Source organism: Rhizobium sp. TRM95796, from assembly GCF_025779995.1.
Taxonomy (GTDB): Bacteria; Pseudomonadota; Alphaproteobacteria; order Rhizobiales; family Rhizobiaceae; genus Rhizobium_E.
This window is the reverse complement of record NZ_JAOXHE010000001.1, coordinates 290970-305297: the sequence shown is the minus strand read 5'-3', so window position 1 is coordinate 305297 and position 14328 is coordinate 290970. Positions and strand designations below refer to the sequence as shown.

9 protein-coding genes are annotated in these 14328 nt (G+C 62.3%); all 9 read left to right on the top strand.

Annotated features, from left to right (window positions below; translation table 11 throughout):
* Positions 1-28 precede the first annotated feature (28 nt).
* On the top strand, positions 29-604 hold the full coding sequence (locus OCK01_RS01515) for a hypothetical protein (RefSeq protein ID WP_318530227.1): 576 nt from the start codon (positions 29-31) through the stop codon (positions 602-604).
* Positions 605-1285: 681 nt separating this feature from the next.
* Positions 1286-5080 carry a vitamin B12-dependent ribonucleotide reductase gene (locus OCK01_RS01510; RefSeq protein WP_263822387.1) on the top strand — a complete coding sequence of 1265 codons (3795 nt, stop codon included), beginning with the start codon at positions 1286-1288 and terminating at the stop codon, positions 5078-5080.
* A gap of 364 nt (positions 5081-5444) precedes the next feature.
* A complete protein-coding gene (locus OCK01_RS01505; RefSeq protein WP_263822386.1) occupies positions 5445-7127 on the top strand; it encodes a methyl-accepting chemotaxis protein in 1683 nt (560 codons plus the stop codon).
* 109 nt (positions 7128-7236) lie between these two features.
* Positions 7237-7800, top strand: coding sequence for a histidine phosphatase family protein (locus tag OCK01_RS01500; protein WP_263822385.1), 564 nt, complete (start codon positions 7237-7239; stop codon positions 7798-7800).
* Positions 7801-7945: 145 nt separating this feature from the next.
* Positions 7946-9571, top strand: coding sequence for an FMN-binding glutamate synthase family protein (locus OCK01_RS01495; RefSeq protein WP_263822384.1), 1626 nt, complete (start codon positions 7946-7948; stop codon positions 9569-9571).
* Between the two features lie 135 nt (positions 9572-9706).
* On the top strand, positions 9707-11098 hold the full coding sequence (locus tag OCK01_RS01490; RefSeq protein ID WP_263822383.1) for a DegQ family serine endoprotease: 1392 nt from the start codon (positions 9707-9709) through the stop codon (positions 11096-11098).
* Positions 11095-12402, top strand: a complete 1308-nt coding sequence (locus OCK01_RS01485; RefSeq protein ID WP_263822382.1) for a replication-associated recombination protein A — start codon at positions 11095-11097, stop codon at positions 12400-12402. The genes OCK01_RS01490 and OCK01_RS01485 overlap by 4 nt, the downstream gene beginning before the upstream one ends.
* A gap of 9 nt (positions 12403-12411) precedes the next feature.
* Positions 12412-13446 (top strand): hypothetical protein, encoded by a 1035-nt coding sequence (locus OCK01_RS01480; protein WP_263822381.1) that lies wholly within the window; start codon positions 12412-12414, stop codon positions 13444-13446.
* A gap of 28 nt (positions 13447-13474) precedes the next feature.
* Positions 13475-14314, top strand: coding sequence for an S-formylglutathione hydrolase (gene fghA, locus OCK01_RS01475; protein ID WP_263822380.1), 840 nt, complete (start codon positions 13475-13477; stop codon positions 14312-14314).
* Positions 14315-14328 lie beyond the last annotated feature (14 nt).

The following is a 14328-nucleotide window of genomic DNA, read 5'->3' as shown; positions in this document are numbered from 1 at the left end:
CGTGCGGGGCGAAAGGAAAGGGCGAATGATGAGGAACACACTGACGGCCGCCTTGATGGCGGCGACCATGATCGCGCCTTGGTCGGCGCGGGCGGAAGAAGCGCATGTCGCGCCTGTCACCGACTATGTGAAGGCGAATGTAGCCCCGTGGATCAAGGATCCCGTGATCGTCAATGCGGTCAACGCGCAGAACGCCAAAAATGCCGGGCTCGCCCAGGCCGATGTCGACGGGCTCGACAAGGAGTGGCGCGCAGAGGTCGACGGCGGCGATCGCAAGATGATCGACGAGGTTCTCAACAACGCCGTTTCGAAATTCCTGCATGAAAAGCAGGAGGCGTCCGAGGGCGTCATCTCCGAAATCTTCGTCATGGACGCCAAGGGGCTGAATGTCGGCCAGAGCGATGTCACCTCCGATTACTGGCAGGGCGACGAGGCGAAATTCGAGAAGAGCTTCGGCGCGGGCGCCGATGGCTTCTTCGTCGACGAGGCGGAGAAGGACGAGTCGACCCAGGCGCTGCAATCCCAGGCCTCGATGACCATCGTCGACGAAACCGGCGCGCCGATCGGCGCCGTCACCATCGGGATCAATCTCGACGCGCTCTGAGCCGTTTCTTCCTCGAAAGCAAACCCTGTTGCGGCCAGCTCCGGCAGGAGTTGGCCGCTCTTTTTTCCGCATGGAGGCAGCCTTTTTCCTGATTCGTTTTCGGGCTGCCACAGATCGCTCCCACGCAAAAGCGATAGGGTCTTTTTGAAGAAAAAATAAATATTCGATTTACCAAACTGTGAACAAGCGGCCCCGGCCGGACCCTCGCTCGACCCGAAACGCCGAGATTAGAAGCGGTTAGCAGATATCCCGTTTTTCCACATGCCAGCGCCACTAGATATGGTGTTAATAAATCCGTCACAGACCACCCCTTGACGGAATCGTGCCCCTGTTTCTTAATGGGAACGTTGCGGCGGCGACTGGACCGGAAAGTTACGAGGACCCGGTTCATCCTAAGGAAAATTCGGTGGTTTTTACGCTCTCCCGCGATCGTTTTGTTGCGTCCGGGGGCTGGGAAAGCCGCGTCGAAAAATTCCGCCCGCCATGGAACGAATGCTGGATCAGTAAAGTTGTTGATACTATATTTAGTGTTTGCAGCTAGATTGAACACCAGATAAAGGGGCGACAGGACAGCGTGTTTCCCAAAAGGTGAAGAGACGCGAACTGGCTGCGGGGCTAACCCTCGCACCGGACAAGGATATTCGCGCCCATGGCGCGGGCAAGATGCTAGGGGTTAACGAGATGCGCATAGAACGGAAATTCACCGAGGCCGGCAAGTCAGCCTATGACGCCATTGCCTTCCGCACCGCCACCAGCGAGATCCGCAATCCCGACGGGTCCGTGGTCTTCCGGCTCGCCGACATTCATGTGCCGGAGCAATTCAGCCAGGTTGCGGCCGACATTCTCGCCCAGAAGTATTTCCGCAAGGCCGGCGTGCCCAAGGCGCTGAAGAAGGTCGAGGAAAACAACGTTCCGTCCTGGCTGTGGCGCTCCGAAGCCGACACCGCCGCGCTCGCCAAACTCCCCAAGGACGAGCAGTACGGCTCTGAAACCGACGCCCGCCAGGTCTTCGACCGCCTGGCCGGCACCTGGACCTATTGGGGCTGGAAGGGCGGCTACTTCTCGTCCGAAGAAGACGCGCTCACGTTCCGCGACGAACTCGCTTATATGCTCGCCACCCAGCGCGTGGCTCCGAATTCGCCGCAGTGGTTCAACACCGGCCTGCATTGGGCCTATGGCATCGACGGCCCGGGCCAGGGCCATTTCTATGTCGACCCCTTCACCGGCAAGCTGGTGAAGTCGAAGTCGGCCTATGAGCATCCGCAGCCGCATGCCTGCTTCATCCAGTCGGTCGAGGACGATCTCGTCAACGAAGGCGGCATCATGGATCTCTGGGTGCGCGAGGCGCGCCTGTTCAAATACGGCTCCGGCACCGGCTCCAACTTCTCTTCGCTGCGCGGCGAGGGCGAAAAGCTGTCTGGCGGCGGCAAGTCGTCGGGCCTGATGAGCTTCCTCAAGATCGGCGACCGCGCCGCCGGCGCGATCAAGTCGGGCGGCACCACCCGCCGCGCCGCCAAGATGGTGGTGGTCGACATCGACCATCCGGATATCGAGGCTTACATCGACTGGAAGGTCAAGGAAGAGCAGAAGGTCGCAGCCCTCGTCACCGGCTCCAAGATCGTCGCCAAGCATCTCAAGGCGATCATGAAGGCCTGCGTCAATTGCGAGGCCGACAACGACGCCTGCTACGATCCCAAGCAGAACCCGGCGCTGAAGCGCGAGATCAAGGCCGCCAAAGCCTCCCTCGTTCCGGAGAATTACGTCCAGCGCGTCATCCAGTTCGCCCGCCAGGGCTATAAGGACATGGAATTCAAGACCTATGACACGGACTGGGATTCCGAAGCCTATCTGACCGTCGCCGGTCAGAACTCCAACAATTCCGTCTCGATCAAGGACGACTTCCTGCGCGCCGTCGAGCGCGACGACGTCTGGAACCTGACCGCCCGCAAGGACGGCAAGGTCGTCAAGACGCTGAAGGCGCGCGACCTCTGGGAATCGATCTCCTACGCCGCCTGGGCGTCCGCCGATCCCGGCCTGCATTTCAACACGACGATGAACGACTGGCACACCAGCCCGGCGGCAGGTCCGATCCGCGCCTCCAATCCGTGCTCGGAATATATGTTCCTCGACGACACCGCGTGCAATCTCGCCTCCTTGAACCTGATGATGTTCAAGGATCCGGCGACCGGCAATATCGACATCGCCGCTTACGAACACGCCGTGCGTCTGTGGACCGTGGTGCTCGAAATCTCGGTGATGATGGCGCAGTTCCCGTCCAAGCGCATCGCCGAACTCTCCTATGAGTATCGCACGCTCGGCCTCGGCTACGCCAATATCGGCGGCCTCTTGATGTCCTCGGGCATTCCCTACGACTCCAAGGAAGGCCGCGCCATCGCCGGTGCGCTGACCGCCATCATGACCGGCGTCTGCTATGCGACGTCTGCCGAAATGGCCTCCGAGCTTGGTCCGTTCCCGATGTTTGCGCCGAACCGCGACAACATGCTGCGGGTCATCCGCAACCATCGCCGCGCCGCTCTCGGCCAGACCAGCGGCTACGAGAAGCTGTCGGTCGATCCGGTGGCGCTGATCCATGGCGATTGCCCGGACCAGACGCTTATCGCGCACGCCACCGCCGCCTGGGACAAGGCGCTGGAGCTCGGCGAACAGCATGGCTATCGCAACGCCCAGGTCTCGGTCATCGCGCCGACCGGCACGATCGGTCTCGTCATGGACTGCGACACGACCGGCATCGAGCCCGACTTCGCGCTCGTCAAGTTCAAGAAGCTGGCCGGCGGCGGCTACTTCAAGATCATCAACCGCGCCGTGCCGGAAGCGCTGCGTTCGCTCGGATACACGGAAAGCCAGATCGCCGAGATCGAGGCCTATGCGGTCGGCCATGGCAATATCAACCAGGCGCCGGGCGTGAACCCCGGCTCATTGAAGGCCAAGGGTTTTTCCGACGAGAAGATCGAAGCGATCAACGGCGCGACCAAGGCCGCCTTCGACATCAAGTTCGTCTTCAACCAGTGGACGCTCGGCGCCGATTTCCTGCGCTCGCTCGGCGTCTCCGACGACGAGATGAATGCGATCGACTTCAACCTGCTCGATCATCTCGGCTTCTCCAAGAAGGAGATCGAGGCGGCCAACATCCATGTCTGCGGCGCGATGACGCTCGAAGGCGCGCCGTTCCTGAAGAAGGAGCATCTGCCGGTCTTCGATTGCGCCAATCCTTGCGGCAAGATCGGCAAGCGCTATCTCTCGGTCGAAAGCCATATCCGCATGATGGCGGCCGCCCAGCCGTTCATCTCGGGGGCGATCTCCAAGACGATCAACATGCCCAACGACGCCACCGTCGAGGATTGCAAGAGCGCCTACATGCTCTCCTGGAAGCTCGGCCTGAAGGCCAATGCGCTCTATCGCGACGGCTCCAAGCTTTCCCAGCCGCTCAACGCCTCGCTGATCGAGGACGAGGACGACGAGGACGCGATGGAGGAACTGCTGCAGGCTCCGGCCGCCGCAGCCGCCGTCACCGTCACCGAGAAGATCGTCGAGCGCGTGGTCGAGCGTCTCGTCCGCGAGCGCGAAAAGCTGCCGAACCGTCGTCAGGGCTACACCCAGAAGGCCGTGATCGGCGGCCACAAGGTCTATCTCCGCACCGGCGAATTCGGCGACGGCCGCCTCGGCGAAATCTTCATCGACATGCACAAGGAAGGCGCCGCCTTCCGCGCAATGATGAACAACTTCGCCATCGCCATCTCGCTCGGCCTGCAATATGGCGTGCCGCTGGAAGAATATGTGGAGGCCTTCACCTTCACCAAGTTCGAACCGGCCGGCATCGTGCAGGGCAATGACGCGATCAAGAACGCCACGTCGATCCTCGACTATGTGTTCCGCGAACTCGCCGTCAGCTACCTGAACCGTCATGATCTGGCGCATGTCGACACGTCGGATTTCTCCAACACGGCGCTCGGCAAGGGCATCCAGGAAGGCAAGACCAACCTGATCTCCACCGGCTGGACCCGCGGCTACAAGCCGACGCTGGTCGGCGGTTCGGGCGTCGATCGTTCGGACGCCAAGGGCGCGGCGACCGCCGCTCCGGCCAAGGCGTCTGCATCCGTGGCTACCTTCTCGGGCAACGCCGCGCGCAAGCTCGAGCCCGTTGCGGCGATCTCGACCTCGGAAGTCGTCTCCTTCAAGCGCGATTATGAAGAGCGCGCCAAGGAATTCGTCGAGGACATCGCTGAGGAGATCACCGAAACCGCCTCGGACGCCACCGCGCTCTTCTCCGACAAGGCCGCCGCCGACGCCGCAGCGGCGAAATCGGAAGCCAAGAAGATGGAAAACGCCCGCCGCATGCAATCGATCGCGCAAGGCTACACCGGCAATATGTGCTCGGAATGCCAGAACTTCACCATGGTGCGCAACGGCACTTGTGAGAAGTGCGACACCTGCGGCGCGACGAGCGGCTGCAGCTGAAGGCTGGATTGGCAGATATACTTAAAGTCAGAAGAGGCGGGCCGCGATGGTCCGCCTCGTCGTTTTGCGGAACCGGTTGGAAAACGCGCTTCTTTCTGTGCGCTCATCATTTTTCGCCTTCGAGATCCGCTCGTCAGCCGGGCATATTGCGTTGATCCAAAAAAATACGGCTCCATGCTGATCCGATGAACGATGAAAGGCGTAAAATAGTACAGCGGTATATTTTTTAGTATTGATGGGCCGGCTGAAAGTATGATCGTCGAGTCCTTCGCGTTTATTAGAAGTCAATAATGCTTGATTAAGCTTTATTGCGTAGAATTCCTCTCAGTTTGCGCAAGGTTGCGCTGTTCATCCGGAGGGGTTCATGTTTGTGAATGCGAAAATGGAAGCGCAGATACAGGCTTTGGCGGCGATGAAGGCCAATGTCATGGTGGCGGACGCCAAACTCAACATCACCTATATGAACCCGGCGGTGGTGGAGCTGTTGCAGGATGCGGAAGAAGATCTGAAGAAGGAGCTTCCCCGCTTCTCCGTCGCCACCCTCATCGGCAGCAATATCGACGTCTTCCATAAAAACCCCGCCCATCAGCGCAACATGCTGGCGGCGCTGACCAAGACGCACAACGCCACCATCCGCGTCGGCGCCCGCGTCTTCGATCTGGTCGTCACGCCGCTGAAGAAGGGAACGAAGATCACGGGCTTCGTGGTCGAATGGTCCGACGCCAAGGCGCGGCTGCTCAACATGGACTACACCGCCCAGATCGCCGCCATCAGCCGGTCGCAGGCGATCATCGAATTCACGCCCGAGGGCGAGATCATGACGGCGAATGCGAATTTCGTCACTCTCATGGGCTACACGCTCGACGAAATCCGCGGGCGCGACCACTCGATCTTCGTCGACCGCGCCTATGCGCAGAGCGACGGTTACGCCGCGTTCTGGCGCAACCTCAGGGAGGGCCGCTATCAGGCCGCCGAATTCAAGCGCGTCACCAAGCAGGGCAAAGAGGTGATCATCTCCGCGTCCTACAATCCCATCCTCGATCACAATGGCAAGGTGATCAAGGTGGTCAAGTTCGCCACCGACGTGACGCAGCGGGTGCAGACCGTGAGCTCGCTCGGCGAGGCGTTGAAGAAGCTCTGCTCGGGCAATTTCGGTTTCCAGCTGTCGACGCCTTTTTCGCCGGAGTTCGAAGAACTTCGCCACGATCTCAATCGCTCGGTTTCGCAACTCTGCGATACGTTCCTTGAAATTTCCGGCAGCGTCGACACGATCAGCACCGGCAGCCAGGAAATCCGCCAGGGCGTGTCGGATCTGTCGCGCCGCACCGAGACCCAGGCCGCGACGCTGGAAGAGACGGCCGCCGCGCTGGACGAGATCACCGCCAACGTCGCCTCCTCGTCCGCCCGCGCCGAGGACGCGCGCCGCGTGGCGTCCGAAGCAAATTCGAGCGCCAATCGTTCCGGTCAGGTCGTGGCGCAGGCGGTGGAGGCCATGAGCCGCATCGAGGATTCCTCGTCGAAGATCTCCTCGATCATCAGCGTCATCGACGAAATCGCCTTCCAGACCAACCTTTTGGCGTTGAACGCCGGCGTCGAGGCGGCGCGGGCGGGCGAGGCGGGACGCGGCTTTGCCGTCGTGGCGCAGGAAGTGCGCGAACTCGCCCAGCGCTCGGCGAAGGCCGCCAAGGAGATCAAGGATCTCATCCAGAATTCCACCGCCGAAGTTGCGAGCGGCGTCAAGCTGGTCAGCGAGACGGGCCAGGCGCTGAAGGCGATCAGCGACCTCATCTACCAGATCCACAACCATATGGAGGCGATCTCCACCGCCTCGCGCGAACAGTCGACCGGCCTCTCCGAAATCAACACGTCGGTCAACAGCATGGACCAGACGACGCAGCAAAACGCAGCGATGGTGGAGGAAAGCAGCGCGGCGGCGTCCACGCTCGCCTCCGAGAGCCAGAAGCTGCGGTCGATGATCGGTCAATTCCAGCTCACCGACGACAGCGCCGCCGGCTATGGCGCCGCATCCAATCGTCGCGCCGCCTGACGCGGCTGTCATCCTCGGTTGATCCGTCCGACCTCCCGGGCCTTATAAATGGTGGACGCTCTCGCCGAGCGTCCACTTGCCGTGAGGGCCATTACTGACGGAGAAGCCGATGTTCGTGATAGAAAGACGCGCCTTCGTCCTCGGCGCCTTTGCGCTTGTCGCCGCCGGCGGCGCGCGCGCCGAAGACGTCTGGGGGGAGTTTCGCCGCGGCGACGCGCTGGCGCTGATGCGGCACGCCACCGCGCCGGGAACGGGAGATCCGCCGGACTTTCGCCTGGGCGACTGTTCGACCCAACGCAATCTTTCCGATGAGGGACGAGCGCAGGCGCGTCGCATCGGCGAAAATATCCGCCGAAACGGGATCGAGAGAGCCGCCGTCTATTCGAGCCAATGGTGCCGGTGCCTCGACACGGCGCGGGCCTTGGACCTGGGTGAGGCGCGCGAACAGCCGCTGTTGAATTCGTTCTTCGGCAAACCCGGACAGAGCGATGCGCGCAGCCGCGAAACGCTCGCCTGGATCCGGACGCTGAGGCGCGCCGCGCCGACTGTGCTGGTCACCCATCAGGTAAACATCACCGCGCTTACCGGCGTTTTTCCAGCCTCCGGCGAAATCATCTTCGTCTCCCCGGGACAGAACACGATGGCGGTTCGCGGGCGCATGACGCTCGGCTGATCTATGTCGGGAGCGCCGGGTTCATCACGGGTAAGGTCGACCGCGGCGCGGGAGCGAAAACATGCGGTTTGGGCCGGAGGAGCTTCACGTTTATATAATGGAAATCATCTAATTTACGGCCTTCAGCATCCTTTCGGGTAGCACCATGGCCGCACTTCGTCTCGTCTTCTCCGCCCGCATCCTGCCGCTCACAATCAGCATCGCCTGTCTGGGGATCTTCGGGCTGGCGCTTCTGGCGATGGGCTTCCTCCATCCCGTCATCCTCGGCTTCTTCCTTCTGTCGCTGTTCCTCTCGGTCGTCGGCGTGCACGACATCGTCCAGAGCCGGCATGCGGTGCTGCGCAACTATCCGATCAGCGGCCATGCGCGCTACATCATGGAGGATCTGCGTCCGAAGATCCGCCAGTATTTCTTCGAAGGGGAAAAGGATGGCCGGCCTTTCCCGCGCGACAAGCGGTCGCTCGCCTATCAGCGCGCCAAGGGCCAGCTCGACAAGCGGCCGTTCGGCACCGAATACGACGTCTATGAGCCGCGCTACGAATGGATCTCGCATTCGCTCGCGCCCACCAGGATCTCGGATCACCATTTCCGCGTCGTCGTCGGCGGTCCCGATTGCGCCCGGCCCTACAGCCATTCGGTCCTGAATATTTCCGCCATGAGCTTCGGCTCGCTGTCGGCCAACGCCATCCGCGCGCTCAACAAGGGCGCCAAGATCGGTGATTTCGCCCATGACACCGGCGAAGGCGGCATTTCCCCCTATCATCGCGAGCATGGCGGCGACCTCGTCTGGGAAATCGGCTCGGGCTATTTCGGCTGCCGCAATCCCGACGGCTCGTTTTCGCCGGAGCGTTTCGAGAAGACCGCCGCCGATCCGCAGGTCAAGATGATCGAGATCAAGCTGAGCCAGGGCGCCAAGCCCGGCCATGGCGGCGTGCTGCCCAAGGCGAAAATCACAGAGGAGATCGCCGAGATCCGCGGTGTTCCGATGGATCGCGACTGCGTGTCGCCGGCCGGCCATCCGGCCTTTTCGACGCCGCTCGAGCTCATGGCCTTCATCGCCCAGCTCCGCAAGCTCTCCGGCGGCAAGCCGGTCGGCTTCAAGCTCTGCATCGGTCACGCCCATGAGTTTCTCGCGGTGGTCAAGGCGATGCTGTCGACGGGGATCACCCCCGACTTCATCGTCGTCGACGGCAAGGAGGGCGGCACGGGCGCTGCGCCTTCCGAATATATCGATCATATCGGCATGCCGCTGCGCGAGGGGCTGACCTTCGTGCACAATGCGCTGGTCGGCGCCGGCCTGCGCGAGAAGATCCGCATCGGCGCCTCTGGCATGATCATCTCGGCCTTCGACATCGCCCGCGTCATGGCGCTCGGCGCCGACTGGGTCAATATGGCGCGCGGCTTCATGTTCTCGATCGGCTGCATCCAGTCGCAATCCTGCCATACCGACCACTGTCCCGTCGGCGTCGCCACGCAGGACGAGCATCGCCAGCGGGCTCTGGTGGTGCCGGACAAGGCGACGCGCGTGGCGCAGTTTCACGCCAAGACGCTCGAAGCGCTGGCGGAAGTGGTGGCGGGCGCCGGCCTGCATCACCCGTCGGAATTCAAGCCTTTCCACTTTCACAAACGCATCAATCACAGCCAGGTGACGACCTTCACGCATCTTTATCCGCCGCTGCGCTCCGGCGAACTCCTGGAAGGGACGAACGACGTCCGCTTCCACATTCCCTGGCAGATCGCCCGCGCCGAGAGTTTTGCGCCGATGCACTGATTTTTTCTGTCGCGACGATGAAATCTCGCCCCGATCGGCGCGTTATAGTGCGTCCGGCGCAAAGCGTCGCTGCCGCACTTGGCAAGCCGCGCGCCGGAGTGAGACAATGAACGCCGCAAGAAAAAAGGGAATCACATGCTGTTTCGTCCGCGCTTCCTGTTGATGATCATGGCCTTGTCGATCGCCGTCCCGGCCGGGGCGGAAGAGACGAAAGCGCTGCCTCAAAGCCGCGCAGAAATTCAGCTGTCGTTTGCGCCGCTGGTGAAACAGACTGCGGGAACGGTGGTGAATGTCTACGCCGAAAAAGTCGTCCAGCGGCCCTCGCTCTATTCCGATCCGTTCTTCGAAGAATTCTTCGGGCAGCGCCTGCCGAACCGCACGGAGAAGCAGAGCTCTCTCGGATCCGGCGTCATCATCGGCAAGGACGGCCTCGTCATCACCAACAACCATGTCATCTCCGGCGCCGACGACATCAAGATCGCGCTGTCGGACGGACGCGAATTTTCCGCCAAGGTCACGTTCAAGGATGAGCGGCTCGATCTAGCGCTGCTGAAAGTCCAGGGCGGCGGCTCGTTCGCGGCGCTGCCGATCGGCGATTCCGACGGCGTCGAGGTCGGCGATCTCGTGCTGGCGGTCGGCAATCCCTTCGGCGTCGGCCAGACGGTCACCTCCGGCATCGTCTCCGCGCTGGCCCGCAACAGGGTGGGCGAGGGCGATTTCTCCTTCTTCATCCAGACAGACGCCTCGATCAATCCCGGCAATTCCGGCGGCGCGCTGATCAATATGCGCGGCGAGTTGATCGGCCTCAACACCGCCATCGTCTCGCGCGACGGCGGCTCGAACGGCATCGGCTTCGCCATTCCCGCCAATCTGGTCAAAGTGTTCATCGAGGCGGCGCGCGGCGGCCAGAGCGGCTTCACGCGCCCGTATGTCGGCGCTTCCTTCGAGCCCGTCACGTCGGAAGTCGCCGAGGCGCTCGGCCTGAAACTCGCCCGCGGCGCCCTCGTCACCAAAATCGTCAAGGACGGTCCGGCCGACAAAGCCGGCCTGAAGCCCGGCGAAGTCGTCACCGCCGTCAATGGCCGGGCCGTCGAACATCCCGACGCGCTCGGCTATCGCCTGACCACCGCCGGCCTCGGCTCGACGGTCACGCTGGCCGTGTCCGACAACGGCAAAGAGCGTGAAGTCAGCCTCACCCTGCAGCAGGCGCCGGAAACGCGGCCCAAGGACGAGCGACTGATCGACGGTCGCAATCCCTTCGCCGGGGCGCTGGTCGCCAATCTCTCGCCGCGGCTCGCCCAGGAACTGCAGATGCCGGCCGAAGCCACCGGCGTGGTGATCGAGGAAATCTCGCGCGGGTCGCCCGCCGCCCGCCTCGGCTTCGAGCCGCGCGACATCATCATCGCCATCAACGGCCAGGAGATCACCTCCACGGAGGGCCTGCAGGCCATGCTCGAATCCGACCCGAATTTTTGGCGGGTGGAAATCGATCGCGGCGGCCAGCGCATCCGGCAGTTCATTCGATGAGCAGCCTGTTCGATCATGCCGGCGTCGCCGACGCGATCCGGCCGCTCGCCGATCGTCTCCGGCCAAAGAGCCTCGCCGAAGTCTCGGGCCAAGAGCACCTCACCGGGCCGGACGGCGCGTTGACGCGCATGATCGAAGCGAAATCCCTGGGCTCCATGATCTTCTGGGGCCCGCCCGGCACCGGCAAGACCACCGTGGCGCGGCTGTTGAGCCGCGAGACGGATCTCTATTTCGAGCAGATCTCGGCGATCTTTTCCGGCGTCGCCGACCTCAAAAAGGTGTTCGAGGCGGCGCGGATGCGGCGGGAGCAGGGGCGTCAGACGCTGCTGTTCGTCGACGAGATCCACCGCTTCAACCGGTCCCAGCAGGACAGTTTCCTGCCGGTGATGGAGGACGGCACCATCGTGCTGGTCGGCGCCACCACCGAAAATCCGTCCTTCGAGCTCAACGCCGCGCTTCTGTCGCGCGCCCGGGTGCTGACCTTCAAATCGCATGACGAAGCGAGCCTCGCCTCGCTGCTCGCCCGCGCCGAGACCGAGATGGGCAAACCTTTGCCGGTCGATGAGGAAGCGCGCGCGCTTCTCCTGACGCTGGCCGATGGCGACGGACGCGCCATCCTGACGCTGTCGGAGGAAGTGTGGCGGGCGGCGCGCGACGGCGAACTCTTCGATTCCGCGCAATTGCTCAATGTCGTCCAGCGTCGCGCGCCGATCTACGACAAGGGCCAAGACGGGCACTACAATCTGATCTCGGCGCTGCACAAGTCGATCCGCGGCTCGGATCCCGACGCCGCGCTCTACTACATGTGCCGGATGCTCGACGCGGGCGAAGATCCGCTGTTCGTCGCGCGCCGGTTTGTGCGCATGGCGGTTGAGGATATCGGGCTTGCCGATCCGCAGGCTCTGGTGGTCTGCAACGCCGCGAAAGACGCCTACGACTTCCTGGGATCGCCGGAGGGGGAACTGGCGCTCGCCAACGCCTGCATCTATCTCGCCACCGCGCCGAAATCCAACGGAGCCTATCTCGCCTACAAGGCTGCCGTGCGCGACGCCAAGGCCAATGGTTCGCTTCTGCCGCCCAAGCACATTTTGAACGCTCCGACCAAGCTGATGTCGAGCGAAGGCTATGGCGACGGCTACCGCTACGATCACGACGAGCCGGACGCCTTTTCGGGCCAGAATTATTTCCCGGAAAAAATGGGCCGCCGCCGCTATTATGCGCCCCCGGAGCGTGGGTTCGAGCGGGAAATCAACAAGCGCCTGCAATATTGGGCGAAGCTTCGCGAGGAGCGGGGCGAGAAGTGAGGGTTTGGAATGGCTCTTGTCAGTCTCTGCATGCCGAGCCGACGACCGCTGGCCACGGCCAAGCCCTCGATCGACAATATGATCGCCTATGCGCGCGCGCGGGGCTGTCGGCTGATCATCTCGGACAATTCCGATGATCTCGACAAGGCCGGCTATTATGCGCAGGCTTGCGATGTAGCGACGGTGCTGCAAAATCCGGGCGCGGGGCCGCTCGACAATCTGATGCGGACGGTCGAGGCCGCTGATACGCCTTTCATCCTTCCGGTCGGCGATGACGACTTCATCGAAGAGGTGGCCGGGGCGCCGATGCTCGATCTCGCCCGGCTGCCCGCCGATTGCGTCGGAGCGCGGCCAAGCGTGGTAATTTTCGCCCAAGGGGAGCCGGAACTGCGACGGCTCGACTATGCCTTGCCGGAGGACACCGCTGTCGATAGGTTTCACGCCTATGCCCAACGCCGAGGCGGCTGCAATTCTCTCTATTACAGCTTTTTCAGGCGCGATTCCTTTCTGGCGGTGCACGAGCCCTACTGGCGCCGACGCAGGACCGTGATCGGCGATTTCGACTGGGCGGTGACGACGTCGCTGTTGTTTGAAGGCAAAGTCGTCCACGATCCCTCGACGCTCTATCGCTATGATCTCGGTCGCTGGCGCCGCCAGGCGAGTATCGATGCGACGGTCAGGAGCTTTTATCTCGATGCCGGCCTGCCCGATTGGGCGGCGAAATTCGACACGCTGTTCAAATATATCGATATCTATGTCACGACACAGCGCCCATCGCTGCAAATGTCCGATCTCGATCGGTTGAAGGCGCTCTACACCGCGACGATCGCGCTTCTCGGATCGCTGTTGCGCAACGCGGCCCAGAACGCCGAGCGCTATCGGGGCTTCGAGGATTACGTTGCCGAGATCAAGGCCGCCGTCACCGACCCCAACGACGACCTGTCGAGCGTCTTCGACGCCTGCGCGCGCATCGCCGGACGCATGAAGCCCGGCTTCGAAGACGAACTTCACCAATGGCTGGCCGCCACGCGCGCCGCCCATTGACGCCACTGACGTTCACAGGAGACTATCTATGCTCAACATCATTTCCGAAACCACCGCCCATGGCGGTATGCAGGGCGTGTTCTCGCATGCCTCGGAGGCCTGCAAATGCGACATGACCTTCGCGGTCTTCGTGCCGCCCCAGGCCAAGGACGAATTGTGTCCTGTGCTCTGGTATCTTTCGGGACTGACCTGCACGCATGCCAATGTCATGGAAAAGGGCGAATATCGTCGTCTCGCCGCAGAGCTCGGCCTGATCATCGTCTGCCCCGACACCTCGCCGCGCGGCAACGACGTGCCGGACGAGTTGACCAATTGGCAGATGGGCAAGGGCGCGGGCTTCTACCTCGACGCCACCGAAGCGCCCTGGGCCGAGAATTACCAGATGTACACCTACATCACCAAGGAATTGCCCGAACTGATCGGCAAGACCTTCCGCGCCGACATGACCCGGCAGGGTATTTTCGGCCATTCCATGGGCGGCCATGGCGCGCTCACCATCGCGCTGAAACATCCCGATCGCTTCAAGAGCTGCTCGGCCTTCGCGCCGATCGTCCAGCCTTCGACCGCGGACTGGTCGCGTCCGGCCTTCGAGAAATATCTCGGGACGGACGAACTGACCTGGCGGAAATATGACGCCGTGGCGCTGGTGGAAGACGGCATGACCTTTCCTGAATTCCTGATCGACCAGGGACTCGCCGACAGTTTCCTGCAGACCGGTCTTCGGCCCTGGCTGTTCGAGGAAGCGCTCGAGAACACCGACATGAAGCTGACGTTGCGCAATCACGAGCGCTACGATCACTCCTACTACTTCATTTCGAGTTTCATGGACGATCATCTGCGCTGGCATGCCGAGCGGCTCGGCAAATAATCAAAAAGCCCGGG